The 18,980-nt window shown below is 72.3% G+C and carries 14 protein-coding genes; 5 read left to right on the top strand and 9 right to left on the bottom strand.

Going from position 1 to position 18,980, the window contains the following annotated elements; all coding sequences use genetic code 11:
- Window positions 1-42 precede the first annotated feature (42 nt).
- From ACIRD8_RS03170 to ACIRD8_RS03200, 7 genes are read right to left on the bottom strand one after another with little or no spacing between them, the layout of a single operon-like run.
- Window positions 43-864: an HpcH/HpaI aldolase/citrate lyase family protein gene (locus ACIRD8_RS03170; RefSeq protein WP_403985388.1), complete on the bottom strand. Its 822-nt coding sequence runs from the start codon at window positions 862-864 to the stop codon at window positions 43-45.
- A complete protein-coding gene (locus ACIRD8_RS03175) occupies window positions 861-2,057 on the bottom strand; it encodes a CaiB/BaiF CoA transferase family protein (protein ID WP_403985390.1) in 1,197 nt (398 codons plus the stop codon). Before ACIRD8_RS03175 ends, ACIRD8_RS03170 begins: the two co-directional genes overlap by 4 nt.
- A complete protein-coding gene (gene rbsK, locus ACIRD8_RS03180; RefSeq protein WP_403985392.1) occupies window positions 2,054-2,938 on the bottom strand; it encodes a ribokinase in 885 nt (294 codons plus the stop codon). Before rbsK ends, ACIRD8_RS03175 begins: the two co-directional genes overlap by 4 nt.
- Window positions 2,935-4,302: an ADP-ribosylglycohydrolase family protein gene (locus ACIRD8_RS03185; protein ID WP_403985394.1), complete on the bottom strand. Its 1,368-nt coding sequence runs from the start codon at window positions 4,300-4,302 to the stop codon at window positions 2,935-2,937. The genes rbsK and ACIRD8_RS03185 overlap by 4 nt, the downstream gene beginning before the upstream one ends.
- Window positions 4,299-5,495, bottom strand: a complete 1,197-nt coding sequence (locus tag ACIRD8_RS03190) for an ADP-ribosylglycohydrolase family protein (RefSeq protein ID WP_403985396.1) — start codon at window positions 5,493-5,495, stop codon at window positions 4,299-4,301. The genes ACIRD8_RS03185 and ACIRD8_RS03190 overlap by 4 nt, the downstream gene beginning before the upstream one ends.
- Entirely contained in the window at window positions 5,431-6,747 is a 1,317-nt protein-coding gene (locus tag ACIRD8_RS03195) for an ADP-ribosylglycohydrolase family protein (RefSeq protein WP_403985398.1), read from the bottom strand. The genes ACIRD8_RS03190 and ACIRD8_RS03195 overlap by 65 nt, the downstream gene beginning before the upstream one ends.
- Window positions 6,744-7,805, bottom strand: a complete 1,062-nt coding sequence (locus ACIRD8_RS03200; protein WP_403985400.1) for an ADP-ribosylglycohydrolase family protein — start codon at window positions 7,803-7,805, stop codon at window positions 6,744-6,746. The genes ACIRD8_RS03195 and ACIRD8_RS03200 overlap by 4 nt, the downstream gene beginning before the upstream one ends.
- Before the next feature lie 220 nt (window positions 7,806-8,025).
- Between ACIRD8_RS03200 and ACIRD8_RS03205 the strand changes: the two genes are divergently transcribed.
- From ACIRD8_RS03205 to ACIRD8_RS03215, 3 genes are all read left to right on the top strand, one after another.
- Window positions 8,026-8,757: a VIT1/CCC1 transporter family protein gene (locus ACIRD8_RS03205; protein ID WP_099176186.1), complete on the top strand. Its 732-nt coding sequence runs from the start codon at window positions 8,026-8,028 to the stop codon at window positions 8,755-8,757.
- A gap of 452 nt (window positions 8,758-9,209) precedes the next feature.
- On the top strand, window positions 9,210-13,769 hold the full coding sequence (gene gltB, locus ACIRD8_RS03210; RefSeq protein WP_403985402.1) for a glutamate synthase large subunit: 4,560 nt from the start codon (window positions 9,210-9,212) through the stop codon (window positions 13,767-13,769).
- Entirely contained in the window at window positions 13,762-15,222 is a 1,461-nt protein-coding gene (locus ACIRD8_RS03215; protein ID WP_403985404.1) for a glutamate synthase subunit beta, read from the top strand. Before gltB ends, ACIRD8_RS03215 begins: the two co-directional genes overlap by 8 nt.
- Before the next feature lie 111 nt (window positions 15,223-15,333).
- Here the strand turns inward: ACIRD8_RS03215 and ACIRD8_RS03220 are convergent, their stop codons facing one another.
- Entirely contained in the window at window positions 15,334-16,596 is a 1,263-nt protein-coding gene (locus ACIRD8_RS03220; RefSeq protein WP_403985406.1) for an SLC13 family permease, read from the bottom strand.
- A gap of 51 nt (window positions 16,597-16,647) precedes the next feature.
- Entirely contained in the window at window positions 16,648-17,562 is a 915-nt protein-coding gene (locus tag ACIRD8_RS03225) for a rhomboid family intramembrane serine protease (RefSeq protein WP_403985408.1), read from the bottom strand.
- A gap of 175 nt (window positions 17,563-17,737) precedes the next feature.
- Between ACIRD8_RS03225 and ACIRD8_RS03230 the strand changes: the two genes are divergently transcribed.
- Entirely contained in the window at window positions 17,738-18,259 is a 522-nt protein-coding gene (locus ACIRD8_RS03230; RefSeq protein WP_403985641.1) for a pyridoxamine 5'-phosphate oxidase family protein, read from the top strand.
- 372 nt (window positions 18,260-18,631) lie between these two features.
- The gene (locus tag ACIRD8_RS03235) at window positions 18,632-18,835 is read left to right on the top strand and encodes a cold-shock protein (RefSeq protein ID WP_015607926.1); all 204 of its coding nucleotides are present in this window, start codon (window positions 18,632-18,634) and stop codon (window positions 18,833-18,835) included.
- Window positions 18,836-18,980 lie beyond the last annotated feature (145 nt).

Below are 18,980 nucleotides of genomic sequence, written 5' to 3' on the forward strand. Positions count from 1 at the left end.
GGACCGTGACGGTCCGGCGGCCCCTTCTCCTGTCCACGGGGATCAGCGGCGCGAGCGCGCCAACGAGAGCGTGCGCTCCGCGCTCGCCACCACCGCCGCGTCGACGAACCTCCCGTCCGGAAGGGCCTGCGCCCCCGCCTGCACCCTGGACGCCTCCAGGATCTGCTCCGCCGACTCGACCTCGCGTGCCGTGGGCCGGAACGCCCGCTCGATGACCGGCAGCTGCCGGGGGTGGATCGCCGCCCGCCCGAGCAGGCCGAGATCCCTCCCGTGCGCACAGGACGCCCGCAGCCCGGACAGGTCCCGGACATCGGGGTAGACCGACATCACCGGCGGGTCGAGCCCGGCCGCCCGGGCGGCGATCACCACACGGCTGCGCGGCCAGTCGAGACCGGCGTCGTCCCGCACCCCCAGATCCGCCCGGAGATCCGCCTCGCCCAGGGCGATCCCCCGTACGGCGTGATGCGCCCCGGCGATCGAGTACGCGTGCTCGATCGCCAGCGCCGACTCCAGCAGCGGATACAGCGGCACACCCGGCGCCAGCGCCTCCACATGGTGCACGGACGCCGCATGGGTGATCTTGGGAAGCCGCATCCCGGACAGCCCCGGCAGCCCCGCCAGCGCCTTCACGTCGTCCTCGCCGTGGACCCGGACATGGACCGGCACCGCCAGCGGGTCCGCCGTGACCGGGTCCGAGAGCAGCTCCGCCGTCGCCGACCGCGCGTACTCCTTGCGGTCCGGCGCGACCGCGTCCTCCAGGTCGACGATCACCACGTCCGCGCCCGAGCCGAGCGCCTTGCGGACCACCTCGGGCCGGTCCCCGGGGACGTACAGCCAGGTCAGCGCCACCGCCGGGCCGCTCACAGCGCCCCCTCGTCCCGGAGCGCCGCGACGGCCGGGGCGGAGAGGCCGAGCTCCGCCAGGATCTCGTCCGTGTCCGCCCCGTGGGGCCGGCCCGCCCAGCGGATCGCCCCCGGTGTCTCCGAGAGCCGGAACAGCACGTTCTGCATCCGCAGCGTCCCCAGCTCGGGGTCCTCGACCTCGGCGATCGAGCCCAGCGCCCGGTACTGGGGGTCCTCCATCACATCCCGTACGTCCTGGATGGGCGCGATCGCCGCCTCGGCCTTCTCGAACGCGTCCACCGCCTCCTCCCTGGTGCGCCGGGCGATCCAGTGGCCCACCGCCTCGTCGAGTTCGTCGGCGTGCTCGGCGCGGGTGCTCCCGGCGGAGAACCACGGCTCCTCGATCAGCTCCGGGCGCCCCACCAGACGCATCACGCGTTCCGCGACCGACTGCGCGGAGGTCGAGACGGCGACCCAGTGGCCGTCGGCGGTGCGGTAGGTGTTGCGCGGGGCGTTGTTGCGGGAGCGGTTCCCGGTCCGCGGCTGTACGTATCCGAGCTGGTCGTACCAGAGCGGCTGCGGTCCCAGCACGGTGAGGATCGGCTCGATGATCGCCATGTCGACCACCTGCCCGCCCCCGGTACGGTCACGGCCGGCCAGGGCCGTCATCACCGCGTACGCCGTGGCGAGCGCCGCGATCGAGTCGGCGAGCCCGAACGGCGGCAGGGTCGGCGGCCCGTCCGGTTCGCCGGTGACGGCGGCGAAGCCGCTCATCGCCTCGGCGAGCGTGCCGAAGCCGGGCCGGTGCGCGTACGGGCCCTTCTGCCCGAAGCCGGTGACCCTGGCCAGCACCAGCCGGGGGTTGACGGCGCGCAGCTCCTCCCAGCCCAGCCCCCAGCGCTCCAGGGTCCCGGGCCGGAAGTTCTCGACGATCACGTCCGTCCCCGCGGCCAGCCGCAGCAGCACGTCCCGGCCGCCCGGGGCGGACAGGTCGAGGGTCAGCGTGCGCTTGTTGCGGCCGAGCAGTTTCCACCACAGGCCGATCCCGTCCTTCGCGGGCCCGTGGCCGCGCGAGGGGTCGGGCTTGCGGGGGTGCTCGACCTTGATGACCTCGGCCCCGAAGTCCCCGAGCATGGTGGCCGCGAGCGGCCCGGCGAAGAGCGTGGCGAGGTCCAGGACCCGCAGTCCCGCGAGGGGACCGGCCGGCGTACTCATACGGCACCGATCTCGCTGCGGTAGGGCATGGACGTCGACGCCCCGGGTCTCTGCACACAGAGCGCCGCGGCGGACGACGCCCAGGCCAGCGCCGCAGGCACGGACCGGCCCTCGCCGAGCGCCACGGCGAGCGTGCCGACGAAGGTGTCCCCGGCACCGGTCGTGTCGACGGCGGTGACCTCGGGGGCCGGGAAGAGGACCTGCTCGCCGCCCCGGGCCGCGTACAGGCAGCCCTTACGGCCGAGCGTGATCACGACCTCGGGGACCTGCCGGAGCAGGATCTGGGCCGCGCCGTGCGGGTCCACGCACCCGGTCAGCGCGGCGGCCTCGTGCTCGTTGGGGACCAGCAGGTCGATGTCGTCCAGGAGGCCGGCCGGCAGCGGCTGTACGGGGGATGGGGTGAGGATCGTCCGTACGCCCCGGGCCTTGGCGGTCCGCGCCCCCTCCGCCACGACGGAGAGCGGGAGCTCCAGCTGGAGGAGCAGCAGGCCGGCCGCGGCGATGGCGGCGCTCCCGCCCGGGCCGAGCGCGGTCACGGTCCCGTTCGCGCCCGGGATCACCACGATCGCGTTGGACCCCTCGTCGTCGACGACGATGTGCGCGGTGCCGCTGGGCCCCGCGACGGTGTGCAGCAGTTCGGTGTCGACGCCGGCGTGGACCAGATTCGTCCGGAGCGAGGAGCCGTACTCGTCGGTCCCGACCGCGCCGATCATCACCACCTCGCCTCCCGCGCGGGCCGCGGCGACGGCCTGGTTGGCCCCCTTGCCGCCGGGGACGGTCCTGAACTCCCGTCCGGTGACGGTCTCCCCGCGCCCGGGTGCCCGGGCGACGTAGGCGACCAGGTCCATGTTGGTGCTGCCGAGCACCGCGATCGCTGTCATGGGCGGCGTACCTCCTGATAGGTCAGTTCCGCGAGGGTGTCGAAGCCGATGGCGCCGAAGCCGGTCACGGACGTGGCGAGGCGGTTCTTGAGCGGGGCGGTCCACCGGTCGGGGAGCGCGGCGGGCCGCCCGGCGAGCAGCCCCGCGAGCGATCCGGCCGTCGCGCCGTTCGAGTCGGTGTCCCAGCCGCCGGACACCGCGCGGCAGATGGAGCGGCCGAAGTCGCCGTCCGCGTGGGTGAGGGCGGCGGCGAGCAGCGCCGCGTTGGGCAGGACGTGCACCCAGTGGTGGGTGGACCCGTACGCCTCGTGGAGCCGGTCCACGACCGTGTCGAAGTCCTGCTCGGCCCGGGCGGTCGTGATGCCGAGGCGCACCGCCTGCGCGTACCGGGACCGCGGCGGCACGACCCGCAGCCCGGCCGCCAGACAGCCGTGCACATCCGTCTCGCCGCCGACGGCCTCGGCGAGGGCGGCGGCGGTGAACATCGCCCCGTACACCCCGTTGGCCGTGTGGGTGAGGACCGCGTCCCGGTGGGCCTGTTCCGCGGCGGCACCCGGGTCTCCGGGGTGGGTCCAGCCGTGCACGTCGGCCCGGATCTGGGCGCCGATCCACTCCCGGAACGGGTTGCGGTGGCGTGCGGTGTCCGGCGGTTCGATGCCGTCGAGCAGATTGCGGTACGCGATGCGCTCGGCGGTGAAGACCCGGCCCGCCGGGAGCTCGTCGAGCCACAGCCGGGCGAGGTCGGACGTACTGAACCCGGGGCCGTGCCGCTGGAGCAACAGCACGGTCAGCAAGGGGTGGTTGAGGTCGTCGTCCTCCGGCATCCCGTCGATGTTCTCGGCGAGGGAAGTGGGCGCCGAGCGGCGGTTCCACGGGTGGGCGGCAGCCAGTTGGGCGGGCACCCCCCTGGCGGTGAACCAGGTGCTGAGCGGCCAGTTGCCGGTGGCGCGGGCCAGGGCACGGATGCCGGCCAGCGGCAGCTTCTCCACCGGCTTGCCCAGCAGACAGCCGGCCGCCCTGCCCAGCCAGGCCGCGTGCAGACGGTCGGGCCCGAAGGAGACGGGGCGGGTGCGGGCGGCGGGCCAGCGGGGGCAGGCGGCCCGGATCGCGGGCAGGTCGCTCGGTTCGTCGCCGGCCAGGGGGCTCTCCCGCTCGGCGAGTTCGTCCAGCAACCGCTCGGCCAGAGCACGCAGCCGGCGTGGCGCGGGGGACTCCGAAGCCCCCGCGCGCTCCGGGGCCGGGGCTCCGCCCGCCGCGTACCAGTGCTGTGCGACGTCCGCTGTGTCCCGGCCGTCCTGCGCGGCCTGCCGCAGCTCGTGGCCCACCAGGTCCTCGGGCTGGACCCATGTCAGGCGTACGGTCACCGGCCGTCGCCCGTCAGTACGGCGAACGCGGCCTCGTGCGCGCGGCGCCTCTCCGTGTCCCGTACGAAGATCTCGCGGGCCACCTCCGCGAGCTCCCGGGCCGGGGCGTGCAGATCGAGGCGGCTGGCCTCGGCGACCGTCTTCACCCAGGTCTCCGGGATCGCCTGCTCACCGTGGAGCGCCCCCGAGAGCGCGCCGCTCATCGTGGCGATCGAGTCGCAGTCACGGCCGTAGTTGACCGAGCCGAGCACCGTGCGCCGGTAGTCGCCCTCGCCGACGAGCAGCATGCCGAGCGCGACCGGCAGCTCCTCGATGGAGTGCAGCCGGGAGGGCCGCCGGGCGCCGAGCGAGGGGTCCCGGTAGTGCGGACCCACCGTGTCGAAGGGGGCGACGGCCGCCCGCAGCGGCACCAGCGCCGACTCGAAGTCCGTGTGCCGGGACGCCACTTCGCACACCGACTCGATCGCCGACCGGGTGCCGTCCTTGGCCAGGGCCAGCGCCGTCTCCACGACGGAGGCGGGGGTCGCGCCCGGCGCGCAGGCGGCGGCGACACAGCCGGCCAGGACCCCGGCCGCCTCACGTCCGTACGAGGACTGGTGGGCGCCCGCGACGTCCAGCGCCTCCGCGTAGGCGGCCTCCGGATGGGCCGCGTTCACCAGGCCGACCGGGGCCGTGTACATCGCCGCCCCGCAGTTGACGATGTTCCCCGTGCCCGCCTCGCGGGGGTCGACGTGCCCGTAGTGGAGCCGGGCGACGATCCACTTCTCGGCGAGGAAGATCCGCTGCAGGGGGAGCGCCTCGGCCTCCAGCTCCGGGATCCAGCGTGGCCGTGACATCAGGTCCGGCACGAGGTGGTCGGCGACGGCGTACGCGTCGAGATGGCCGCGCACCGTCCCGTACACCCGGACCAGCGCATGGGTCATCAGGGTGTCGTCGGTGACGTGCCCGTCGCCCTTGTGGTACGGGGCGATGGGGCGTGCGGTGCGCCAGTCGTCGCCGTACCAGGGACCGACGATCCCGGTCACCCGGCCGCCGTGACGCTCGGCGATCTGCTCGGGTGTCCAGCCCTCGACGGGTCCGCCGAGCGCGTCCCCCACGGCCGCGCCGACGAGGGCTCCGGTGATGCGTTCATCCAGGGTGAGCGTCGTGGCGGTCGTGCCGGCCGCGAGCGGTGCGGATGTTTTGTGTGCCATGCCGGAATTGTCCACCCGGGGCGGCCGGTTCCGTGGCTGCCAGCAGCCCGGCGAGTTCGATGAGGTCCGTACCGGCGAACAGGGGCAGCGCGCACCCGGCCAGCGTCCGGCAGGCCTCCCGCCAGCCCTCGGGCACGGTCGCCGTCCCGCCCAGCGCCCCGGTCAGGGCCCCGGCGAGCGCGGGCGCCGAATCGGCGACCCGGGAGAGACAGGCCGCAGCGGGGACGGCCTGGGCGAACTCGCCGCGGGCGGCGGTCGTCAGGGCGAGGGCGACCGGCACGGTCTCCGCGGCGGCGATCCCGTAGCTGTAGACGTGGTCCACGATCTGATGCTCCAGCACGGGGACCAGCGCGAAGGCGCCCGCCGCCTCGTCCGCGAACTCCCGGGCGAGCCGCACGGCGTGGACGGCGTTGCGGGCGATCTCCGTACCGTCCGGGAGCTGGTCGAGCGCCGCGTTCACCACCGTGTCGACGTCCGCCCCGGCGAGGGCCTCGGCGATCGCGGCGGCGACGGCCCGCGCCCCGTGCACCCCGTCACCGTCCTGGGTGTACCGGGCGTCGAACTCGGCGAGCCCGGCCGCCGCCGCCGGATCGCCCGGGTGGACGACCGCGAGCACGGCGGCCCGCACACAGGCCGCGTCGTCGAAGTAGTGCGGATTGTCGTGCCCGGTGGCCGGCGGGCGCAGCCCGGCGGCCAGATTGCCGAGCCCGGCCCGTACGGAGATCCGCGCCCGCAGCGGAAGGACGGCCGACTCGACCTCCGGCGCCCGGGCGCTCGCGGCGGCCACCTTCGCCGCCAGCGCATTCCACGACCGGTCGACCGCGTCCCGCATCCGGTGGCCGGGGGAGAGGTCCGGCGCGTGGTCGGCCGCGGCGGCCAGCACGGTCCGGGCGGCGAACGCGGCCCACTCCGCGTCGTCGGACGGGCCGAGCCGCAGCGGTTCCGGCGGCTGGTTCAGGGCGATGGGCACGGGAAGCGTCGTCGTCGCGTTCTGCTCGGCGAAGGTGTCCAGCTCCCGGGTGAGCCGCCGCGTCCACTCCGGCATCCGCGCCGCCCGGTGCCGGGCCGCCGGCCACCCTGCGGCGTCACCGGCGGCCAGCCCGAGCAGCAGCCCCTCGATCCTGGCCCGCCGGCCCGGTGCGCCGCGGCCACCGCCGTCGGCCGGCTCCGAGGTGATCCGGATGGCCAGGTGCGGGGCGGACTCCGCCGGCGCCGTGGGCGTGCCCGTCGCGGGGCGGCGGTCGGCGGTCACCGGACGTCCTGCCGGACACCGGAGGCCGCGGCGGCCGGCGCCCCCGGCGGGTCCTCGCCCTCGTCCGGGGTCAGCAGCTCCGCGATGTCCAGCACGTGATAGCCCCGCATCGACGGCAGACAGCTGCCCCGCACCGGGCCGATCGCCGCCGCCCAGTCCCGGGGGATCGCCGACGCCCCGTGCAGGGCACCGGCCAGCGCCCCCGCCACGGCGGCCGTGGTGTCGGCGTCCCGGCCCATGTTCACTGCCGTCAGCACCGCCGTACGGAAGTCACCGCGCGCCGCGGTCAGCGCGCCGAAGGCCAGGCCCACCGCCTCCGGCGCCAGGTCCGTCCACGGGTAGCCGCCGATCACCACCGCGGACCGCACCGCACGTTCGGTGGCCAGCCGGTCCGGGTGCGAGCGCTGCGCGGCCGTGACCGCGCGGCGCAGCGAGCGGGCCGTCCAGGAGTCCATCGGCACGACCGAGAGCGCGGCGGCGATCACCGAGGCGAGCCCCGCCCCCACCATCGCGGCCGCCACACCCGCCGCGACCGCCTGACCGCCGTAGATGCCCTCCCCGTCATGGCTGACCCGGCCGTCCACCGCCACCAGACGGGCGGCCTCGTCCGGGCGCCCCGCCGCGAACACCCCGAACGGCGCCGCCCGCATCGCGAGACCGTCGCTCCAGGCGTGCCGGTGCTGCGCCGAGATCGGGGCGGCCAGACCGCGCCGCAGATTCTCCAGCGTCCCGCGCTCGCTGAACCCGGCGCCCCGGAAGGGACCCTCGTCCAGATCGGCGATCCAGTGGTGCCAGGCCCGTTCGACATGCGAGACGGTGAGTGCCGAGCCGTGCCTGGCCAGCAGCAGCCCCGAGAAGATCGCGTACTCGGTGTCGTCGGTGCCCGCCGGATCGTCACTGACGAAGCCCTCGATACGGCCCCAGCGGCGGCGGATCTCGGACGGGCGCAGGTTCTCCGCCGGTGCGCCGAGCGCGTCCCCCACCGCAAGCCCCAGCAGCGCCCCCCGCGCCCGGTCACCCGTGTCCGTCGCCGCGCCACCGTCCGCCATGAGCTCCATCGCGCCGACCCTTCGCTCGCACCCGGAACAACCGGATATGCGAGGTTTCCCCGATCGGGGAGAAGAGAGGCTCGTATTTAGTACAAATCGGCCGCCCGGGTGACGCTCTCGCGGTAGGTAAGTTCGGCCTTCCTTGCTGGCGGGAGGCCTTTTTCGTGCGTACTTTCGACCGTGCGGGGCGGAGGAGGATTCGGGGCCGCTCCCGGAAAAGGGGAGAGCTGTGTCCATCATCGAGACCGACGCCGTACTGCACGAGGCCCACCGCGACAACCACACCCACCGTGACGTCAACGGCGGCTGGCTGCGCCCCGCGGTGTTCGGCGCCATGGACGGTCTCGTCTCCAACCTCGCCCTGATGACGGGCGTGGCCGGAGGGGCGGTCTCCCAGCAGACCATCGTCATCACCGGCCTGGCCGGACTCGCCGCAGGAGCGTTCTCGATGGCCGCGGGGGAGTACACCTCCGTCGCCTCGCAGCGCGAGCTGGTCGAGGCCGAGCTCGCCGTCGAGCGTCGTGAGCTGCGTAAACACCCCAAGGACGAGATGCGCGAGCTCGCCGCGCTCTACGAGTCCCGGGGGGTCGAGCCCGCCCTCGCCCAGGAGGTCGCGCGCCAGCTGTCCAGGGACCCGGAGCAGGCCCTGGAGATACACGCCCGCGAGGAGCTGGGCATCGACCCGGGCGACCTGCCCTCGCCCCTCGTCGCGGCCCTGTCCTCCTTCGGTGCCTTCGCGCTGGGCGCCCTGCTGCCCGTACTGCCCTACCTGCTCGGCGCCACCGTCATGTGGCCCGCCGTGCTGCTCGCCCTGGCCGGCCTGTTCGGCTGCGGCGCGGTGGTGGCCCGGGTGACGGCGCGGACCTGGTGGTTCAGCGGGCTGCGCCAGCTGGTCCTCGGCGGAGCCGCCGCGGCGATCACGTACGGGCTGGGCTCGCTGTTCGGTGTGGCCGTCGGCTGAGCCTCGGCGGGGGAGACCCGTGAGAGGGGGTGCCCGTAGGAACCCGGCCGCCGTGCCGGGATTTCACGGGCGTCCTGCGGTGTTGCACTGGTGTGACGTACGTCTTGGCGCACGTCACTGGGCGGATGGGGTAAGGCCCCCGTAAAATGAGACGCTATGCAGTGCTACACATAAGTAGCCGTTACCCGGCGGTTTCGATTCCATGACCGCTGGGCAAGAGCCGTAGACACTCGCGGGCAACGACGCCCGCTCTCTGCGGTCTCCCCGGACGGTGGTCCACAAGGATCCGTTCGATCATGACCCACCCGCACCACGACTCCGTGGTGTCCGCATGTTGGAACAGCCTTTCCGCTTTTTGAGAAGCGTTCCATCATGTAACCTGCACGAAATTTCGCAGAGGGCCAACGTCGTCCCTCGGCACAGCACATGCCACGACGACGACGGGAGAGCCGATGCGTTCCGACGCCTGGTCGCCCATGGACGGTCGCCCTGTCCAGCAGGGGATGTACGACCCCCGTAACGAGCACGACGCCTGTGGCGTCGGGTTCGTGGCCACTCTGACCGGTGTGGCCAGCCATGAGCTGGTCGAGCAGGCGCTGACCGTACTGCGCAACCTCGAACACCGCGGCGCCACAGGATCCGAGCCCGACTCGGGTGACGGCGCCGGCATTCTCCTTCAGGTCCCGGACGCCTTCCTCCGCGAAGAGGCCGGGTTCGACCTCCCCGAGGCCGGCTCCTACGCCGTCGGCATCGCCTTCCTGCCCGCGGACGACTCCACCGACGCGGTCAAGCAGATCGAGAAGATCGCCGCCGAAGAGGGCCTCGACGTCCTCGGCTGGCGCCAGGTCCCGGTCACGCCGGACATCCTCGGCAACGGCGCTCGCGCCGTCATGCCGGAGTTCCGCCAGCTGATCGTCGCCGACGGCAGCAGCACGGGCATCGCGCTGGACCGCAAGGCCTTCGTCCTGCGCAAGCGCGCCGAGCGTGAGGCCGGGGTGTACTTCCCCTCGCTCTCCGCACGCACGATCGTCTACAAGGGCATGCTCACCACCGGGCAGCTGGAGCCGTTCTTCCCGGACCTCTCCGACCGCCGCTTCGCCACCACGGTCGCCCTGGTCCACTCCCGCTTCTCCACCAACACGTTCCCGAGCTGGCCGCTCGCCCACCCGTACCGCTTCGTCGCGCACAACGGCGAGATCAACACGGTCAAGGGCAACCGCAACTGGATGAAGGCCCGCGAGTCCCAGCTCGCCTCCAGCCTCTTCGGCGAGGCGCAGCTCGACCGGATCTTCCCCGTCTGCACCCCGGACGCCTCCGACTCGGCCTCCTTCGACGAGGTCCTGGAGCTGCTCCACCTCGGCGGGCGCTCGCTGCCGCACTCGGTGCTGATGATGGTCCCCGAGGCATGGGAGAACCACGCCTCCATGGACCCGGCCCGCCGCGCCTTCTACCAGTACCACTCCACGATGATGGAGCCCTGGGACGGCCCGGCCTGCGTCACCTTCACCGACGGCGTCCAGGTCGGCGCGGTCCTCGACCGCAACGGTCTGCGCCCCGGCCGCTACTGGGTCACCGACGACGGCCTCGTCGTCCTCTCCTCCGAGGTCGGCGTCCTGGACATCGACCCGGCGAAGGTCGTCCGCAAGGGCCGCCTCCAGCCCGGCCGGATGTTCCTCGTCGACACCGCCGAGCACCGCATCATCGAGGACGACGAGATCAAGGCGTCCCTGGCCGCCGAGAACCCGTACGAGGAGTGGCTGGAAACCGGCGAGATCGAGCTCGAGGACCTCCCCGAGCGCGAGCACATCGTCCACACCCACGCCTCGGTCACCCGCCGCCAGCAGACCTTCGGCTACACCGAGGAAGAGCTCCGCGTCCTCCTCGCCCCGATGGCCCGCACCGCCGGCGAGCCCCTCGGCTCCATGGGCACCGACTCGCCGATCGCCGCGCTCTCCGAGCGCCCCCGGCTGCTCTTCGACTACTTCACCCAGCTCTTCGCCCAGGTCACCAACCCGCCGCTGGACGCCATCCGCGAGGAGCTCGTCACCTCACTGCGCTCCACGCTCGGCCCCGCGGGCAACATCCTGGAGCCGACCGCCGCCGCGTGCCGCAGCGTCACGCTGCCCTTCCCGGTGATCGACAACGACGAGCTGGCCAAGCTCATACACATCAACGCCGACGGCGACATGCCGGGAATGAAGGCCGCGACGCTGTCCGGCCTCTACCGCGTCAGCGGCGGCGGCGACGCCCTCGCCGCCCGGATCGAGCAGATCACCACCGAGGTCGACGCCGCCATAGAGGACGGCGCCCGCCTCATCGTCCTGTCCGACCGGCACTCCGACGCCGAGCACGCACCGATCCCCTCGCTGCTGCTCACCTCGGCCGTCCACCACCACCTCATCCGCACCAAGCAGCGCACCCAGGTGGGCCTGCTGGTCGAGGCCGGCGACGTCCGCGAGGTCCACCACGTCGCACTGCTCATCGGCTACGGCGCCGCCGCCGTCAACCCGTACCTCGCGATGGAGTCCGTCGAGGACCTCGTCCGCGCCGGTACGTTCATCGAGGGCATCGAGCCCGAGCTGGCCATCCGCAACCTGATCTACGCCCTCGGCAAGGGCGTCCTGAAGGTCATGTCCAAGATGGGCATCTCGACCGTCGCCTCCTACCGAGGCGCCCAGGTCTTCGAGGCCGTCGGCCTCGACGAGGCCTTCGTCGCCCAGTACTTCAACGGCACCGCCACCAAGATCGGCGGCGCCGGACTCGACGTCGTCGCCAAGGAGGTCGCCGCCCGGCACACCAAGGCGTACCCCGCCTCCGGCATCTCCGCGTCGCACCGCGCGCTGGAGATCGGCGGCGAGTACCAGTGGCGCCGCGAGGGCGAGCCGCACCTGTTCGACCCGGAGACGGTCTTCCGCCTCCAGCACGCCACCCGTAACCGCCGGTACGACATCTTCAAGAAGTACACCGGCCGGGTCAACGAGCAGTCCGAGCGCCTCATGACGCTCCGCGGACTCTTCAACTTCAAGGACGGCCGCGAGCCGATCTCCATCGACGAGGTCGAGCCCGCCTCCGAGATCGTCAAGCGCTTCTCCACCGGCGCCATGTCGTACGGCTCCATCTCCCAGGAGGCGCACGAGACCCTCGCCGTCGCCATGAACCAGCTGGGCGGCAAGTCCAACACCGGCGAGGGCGGCGAGGACTCCGAGCGTCTCTACGACCCGGCACGCCGCTCGTCCATCAAGCAGGTCGCCTCCGGCCGCTTCGGTGTCACCAGCGAGTACCTGGTCAACGCGGACGACATCCAGATCAAGATGGCGCAGGGCGCCAAGCCCGGCGAGGGCGGCCAGCTGCCCGGCCACAAGGTCTACCCGTGGGTCGCCAAGACCCGGCACTCCACCCCGGGTGTCGGCCTGATCTCGCCCCCGCCGCACCACGACATCTATTCCATCGAGGACCTGGCTCAGCTGATCCACGACCTCAAGAACGCCAACCCGGCGGCCCGCGTCCACGTGAAGCTGGTCTCCGAGGTCGGCGTCGGAACGGTCGCCGCGGGTGTCTCCAAGGCCCACGCGGACGTCGTCCTCATCTCCGGCCACGACGGCGGCACCGGCGCCTCACCGCTCACCTCGCTCAAGCACGCGGGCGGCCCCTGGGAGCTCGGCCTCGCCGAGACCCAGCAGACCCTGCTGCTCAACGGCCTGCGCGACCGCATCGTCGTCCAGACCGACGGCCAGCTCAAGACCGGCCGCGACGTCGTCATCGCCGCGCTGCTGGGCGCCGAGGAGTTCGGTTTCGCGACCGCGCCGCTCGTCGTCTCCGGCTGCGTCATGATGCGCGTCTGCCACCTCGACACCTGCCCCGTCGGCATCGCCACCCAGAACCCCGTCCTGCGCGACCGGTTCTCCGGCAAGGCCGAGTACATCGTCAACTTCTTCGAATTCATCGCCGAAGAGGTCCGCGAGATCCTCGCCGAGCTCGGCTTCCGCACCATCGAGGAGGCCGTCGGCCACGCCGAACTCCTCGACACCGAGCGGGCCGTCACCCACTGGAAGGCACAGGGCCTCGACCTCGAGCCCCTCTTCTACGTCCCCGAGCTGCCCGAGGGCGCGGTGCGCCACCGCATCAACGAGCAGGACCACGGACTGACCAAGGCCCTCGACAACGAGCTGATCAAGCTCGCCGCCGACGCCCTGGGCGCCGACAGCGCCGAGGCGGCCCAGCCCGTCCGCGCGCAGATCGCGATCCGCAACATCAACCGGACCGTCGGCACGATGCTCGGCCACGAGGTGACCAAGAAGTTCGGCGGTGCGGGCCTGCCCGAGGACACCATCGACATCACCTTCACCGGGTCCGCGGGCCAGTCCTTCGGCGCGTTCGTACCGCGCGGTGTGACGCTCCGCCTGGAGGGCGACGCCAACGACTACGTCGGCAAGGGCCTCTCCGGCGGCCGCGTCATCGTCCGCCCGGACCGCGGCGCCGACCACCTCGCCGAGTACTCCACCATCGCCGGCAACACCATCGGCTACGGTGCGACCGGCGGCGAGCTGTTCCTCCGCGGCCGGACCGGCGAGCGCTTCTGCGTCCGCAACTCCGGTGCCACGGTCGTCTCGGAAGGAGTGGGCGACCACGGCTGCGAGTACATGACCGGCGGCCACGCGGTCGTCCTCGGCGAGACCGGACGCAACTTCGCCGCGGGCATGTCCGGCGGTATCGCGTACGTCATCGACCTCGACCTCGACAACGTCAACACCGGCAACGTCGGCGCCGTCGAGCTCCTCGACGACACCGACAGGCAGTGGCTGCACGACGTCGTGCGCCGCCACCAGGAGGAGACCGGATCCACGGTCGCCGAGAAGCTGCTGGCCGACTGGGACTCCGCGGTCACCCGCTTCAGCAAGATCATCCCGTCCACCTACAAGGCAGTGCTCGCCGCCAAGGACGCCGCTGAGCTCGCCGGTCTCTCCGAGCAGGAGACCACCGAGAAGATGATGGAGGCGGCGACCAATGGCTGACCCCAAGGGCTTCCTGACCACCGGACGCGAGGTCGCCAAGACCCGCCCCGTCGGCGAGCGCGTCAAGGACTGGAACGAGGTCTACGTTCCGGGATCGCTGCTCCCGATCATCAGCAAGCAGGCCGGCCGCTGCATGGACTGCGGCATCCCGTTCTGCCACAACGGCTGTCCCCTCGGAAACCTCATCCCCGAGTGGAACGACTACGCCTACCGCGAGGACTGGTCGGCGGCGTCCGAGCGCCTGCACGCCACGAACAACTTCCCGGAGTTCACGGGCCGCCTGTGCCCCGCCCCGTGCGAGTCGGCGTGCGTCCTCGGCATCAACCAGCCGGCCGTCACCATCAAGAACGTCGAAGTCTCCATCATCGACAAGGCGTGGGACAGCGGCGACGTCACCCCGCAGCCGCCCGAGCGCCTCTCCGGCAAGACCGTCGCCGTCATCGGCTCCGGCCCGGCGGGACTCGCCGCCGCCCAGCAGCTGACCCGCGCCGGCCACACGGTCGCCGTCTTCGAACGCGCGGACCGCATCGGAGGACTCCTCCGCTACGGCATCCCCGAGTTCAAGATGGAGAAGTCGCACATCAACCGCCGCATCGAGCAGATGCGCGCGGAAGGCACCAAGTTCCGTACGGAGGTGGAGATCGGCAAGGACATCGACGCCGCCAAGCTCCGCCGCCGCTACGACGCGGTCGTCATCGCCGCCGGTGCCACCGTCTCCCGCGACCTGCCCGTCCCGGGCCGTGAGCTGAACGGCGTGCACTTCGCGATGGAATACCTCCCGCTCGCCAACAAGGTGCAGGAGGGCGACCTCACGGTCTCCCCGATCACCGCCGAGGGCAAGCACGTCGTCGTCATCGGCGGCGGCGACACCGGCGCCGACTGCGTCGGCACCGCCCACCGGCAGGGCGCGGCCTCCGTCACCCAGCTGGAGATCATGCCGCAGCCGGGCGCGGAGCGTAACGCCAACCAGCCCTGGCCGACCTTCCCGATGCTCTACAAGGTCACCTCCGCGCACGAGGAGGGCGGCGAGCGGATCTACTCCGTCTCCACCACCCACTTCGAGGGCGATGAGGACGGCAACGTCCAGTCCCTGCACCTCATCGAGGTGGAGTTCAAGGACGGCAAGCTGGAGCAGAAGGCCGGCACCGAGCGCGTCATCCCCGCCCAGCTCGTCACCCTGGCCATGGGCTTCACCGGCACCGACCAGGCCAACGGCCTCGTCCAGCAGTTCGGCCTCGACCTCGACGAGCGCGGCAACATCGCACGCGACGAGGACTACGCGACCAACGTCGACGGCGTCTACGTCGCCGGTGACGCGGGCCGCGGCCAGTCCCTCATCGTCTGGGCCATCGCCGAGGGCCGCTCCGCGGCGCGCGGCGTGGACCGCTTCCTGACCGGGACCAGTGCTCTGCACGCCCCGATCCGCCCGACGGACCGTTCCCTGATGGTCTGACCACGGCACACAGACGTCCCGTACAACGGCGTACGGAACTGAACGCGGCGCTCGCCCCCGTCCCCGACCGGACAAGGGCGGGCGCCGCGACGCGTCCGGGCCCCGGTGGCCTCAGCTCACCAGCGCCAGCGCGCACACCGCGGCCGCCGTGCCCGTCACCGACAGCACCAGCCCCGTCCCGACGAACCGGCCCAGGGCGATCCGCGTCCCGTGGAAGCGGCACCGCTCGAACCACAGCAGCGTCGCCAACGACGCCCACGGGGTGACCAACGGGCCCACATTGACGCCGATCAGCAGCGCCAGCAGCTGCTCGTGGTTCCCCACCGGGACGACCGCCTCGCCCGCCAGATACGCCGGCAGGTTGTTCAGGACGTTCGACAGCCCCGCCCCGACCGCCGCCGACCGAAGCATCCCCAGGAAACCGTTGTCGGAGCCCAGCGCGGACTCCAGCAGCCCGTGCAGGCCGTGCGCGTCGACCGTCTGCACCACCAGGAACATCCCCGGGACCAGCACCAGCAGCCGCCACGGCACCAGCGACAGCCGCAGCTCCTCCCTGCGCCGTACGGCGAACGCCACCACGACCACCACCATCGCCGTCAGCGACGCCGCCCACAGCGGAACGTCCGCCAGCAGGATCGCCAGCAGGAAACCACCGCAGGCCACCGCGCAGATCCGCAGCAGGACGGGGTCCCGGGGCACCGGCGCGCCCGGCGGGGTGTACCGGTCCGCGCCGCGCCGGCCGCGCCGCCAGTAGAAGACCCACAGCCAGAGCGAGGTCATGGCGATCGCCGCCAGCTGGGGCAGCCACATCACCGCGGCGAGACCGGACGGCGAGAGCGCCACCCGCTCCGCCGCCAGCAGATTCGTCAGGTTCGAGACCGGCAGCAGCAGACTCGCGGTGTTGGCGAGCCACACCGTCGTCATCGCCAGCGGCACCGCCGCGATCCCCACCCGGGTGGCCAGCGCCAGCATCACCGGGGTGAGCAGCACCGCCGTGGTGTCCAGATTCAGCGTGATCGTGGTGAGCGAGGCGAAGGTCACGCACAGCCCGAACAGCAGCGGATAGCGCCCCCGCCCCGCCCGCGCCACCCAGGCCGCCACGATGTCGAAGACCTGCGCCCGGCCCGTCAGCTCCGCCATCACGATCACGGTGCCCAGGAACACCACCAGCGGCCCGACGCGCCGCATCTCCGCCGCGGCGGGATCCTCGGGCAGCAGCCCCGTCACCACCGCGAGCAGCCCCAGGGCCAGCAGACCGCCCGCGAGCCAGTCCAGCGGGTGGAGCCGCCGCACCCACCCGCGCGGGCCCTCACCGGGCCCCTCGTCCCCCGTGTCGCCGGACCCCGGCCGTCCCTCCGGCACCTCTCTCACCATGGGACGATGATCTCAGAAAGCGGACTCAGGCCCGGGACCGGCGAGTTCGCCTCAGACCGCGCCCGTCAGGGTGGCCGTCCGTACGGCGACCACCGCGGCCAGCAGCACCACCAGGACCACCCCGCCGGCCAGCTGCGCGGCGGACGTCCGCAGTCTCGCCGGGGCGTAGGCGAGCCCGTACGTCACCAGACCACCGGTCAGCAGCCCGCCGAGGTGGCCCTGCCACGAGGTGAACACGGCGGAGATCACCATCCAGAGCAGGAACCCCGCCATGAAGCGGTTGACCGGTCCCATGTCCCGGCCCAGACGCCGGTTGATGACGTAGAAGGACGCCGCCAGGCCGAAGATCGCGCCCGACGCGCCGACCGCCGGTGTCTCCGGCGAGAGGAGGTACACCAGCACAGAACCGCCCACCGCGGACAGCAGGTACAGCGCGAGGAAACGCACCCGGCCGAGCTGGCCCTCCACGATCCGGCCGAGATTCCACAGGGCGAGCATGTTGAAGACCAGGTGCATCACGCCGAACGACGCGTCGGGCGGCAGATGCAGGAACGCGCCCGTCAGCAGCCGGTACCACTCCCCGTCGGCCACCCCCGCCAGTTCGTAGCCGGGCGAGGTCCAGCCCTCGTACACGTACAGCTCGCCGTCCGGCCCGAGCAGCGCCGCCCCGAGCATCCCGAACCGGTCCACCGTCCCGGACCGTACGACCTCGACGACGTACGCCACGATGTTCAGCACCATCAGCGTGTACGTCACCACCGGCGTCGCGGCCCTCGGCACCGAACCGCCGAACAGCGAACGGGCCTGCCGGACCGAGCGCTGCCCCTCCCGCACACACTCCACGCAGTGGTGCCCGACCGACGCCTCACGCATGCAGTCGGGGCAGATGTACCGGTCGCAACGCGTGCAGCGCACGTACGTCTCGTGCGACGGGTGGCGGTAACACGTGGTGGCGGCGGCCTCCATGGCCGGCTCCTTCATTCGTGGACGGGGACGCGTGGACAAGGTCAGGAGCGCCGCCGGGGCGGCGGCGCTCAAGATAGCGAACCCGGATGAGGCGCGGCGCACCTGGGTGCCGGGGGCCGCCATCCCGGTGACGCGCTACGAAACACGACAGGAGGTGTCCTGTTCACCGGGTTCCATGGCACCCATGACAGCGACCGTGACACCCAGCTCATGGCAGGACTTCCGCACGGCGGAACCCGCCTTCGCCGACACCGTGCAGAAGCGCTTCCAGCAGTACAAACACCACGTCCTGGCGACCCTGCGCGCGGACGGCTCGCCCAGGGTGACCGGCCTGGAGGTGGAGTTCCGGATGGACGCCCTGTGGTTCGGCATGATGCCGCACTCCCGCAAGGCCCTGGACCTGCGGCGCGACCCGCGCTTCGCCATCCAGGCCAACCCGGGGCCCGACGCGGAGATGGCCGACGGGGACATCCGTGTCTCCGGCCGGGCGGTGGAGATCACCGACGCCGCCGTGCTGGCCCGCTTCGTCGAGGAGGTCACCCCGCCGGAACCCTTCCTCCTCTTCCGCGCCGACCCCACGGAAGTGGTCCGCACCGGCATCGACGGCGACGACCTCGTCGTCCAGGTCTGGCGCCCGGGCCGAGCGCTGCGCACCCTGCGCAGGGGCGCCGACGACAGCCCCGTCCGCGAGGAGTGACACCGGGGCGTACACCCGTCCGGCGTAGTCCCCGCCACGGATCCCGCCGGCGGGCGGCGCGCGGCCCGGACCCGCGCCGGTACGACTTCCGGGTGAACCGGCCCCCTGCGCCGGGGCGCCCGGGCCCCTTCCGGGGCCGCTCCCCGGCGGGCTTCGCGACGCGCCGGGGCGGAGTGATCTGCCGCCCGCCGACAGAACGTGCTACGGTTGCCGAGTTGCAGTTTTGGTACCCATGAACTTTATGTGCGCCTGACGGGAACCCTCCTCAGGCGCTTTATTGTTTTCCGGCTTTCTCCGGATGGGGCTCAATGCGGCGACTTGGAATTCGTAAAGTGCGGATTTCCGGCACTGCACCTCTTTTAGGAGAATGACATGGCTACTGGAACCGTGAAGTGGTTCAACTCGGAAAAGGGCTTCGGCTTCATCGAGCAGGACGGCGGCGGCGCCGACGTCTTCGCCCACTACTCCAACATCGCCACCCAGGGCTTCCGTGAGCTCCAGGAGGGCCAGAAGGTCTCCTTCGACGTCACGCAGGGCCAGAAGGGCCCGCAGGCGGAGAACATCGTCCCGGCCTAATTGCCGGACGCGTACCTCGCAGCCGGGGCCCGCACCGTGAAGGTGCGGGCCCCGGTTTGTGCTGTTTCCGACTCATCCCTTCCCGGTTCGGTTCCGCAACCGGGACATCTGCTCTGTGCATGCATCCTGGGGCGCACATCAAGCA

This window comes from Streptomyces sp. NPDC102451, from assembly GCF_044765485.1.
Taxonomy (GTDB): Bacteria; Actinomycetota; Actinomycetes; order Streptomycetales; family Streptomycetaceae; genus Streptomyces.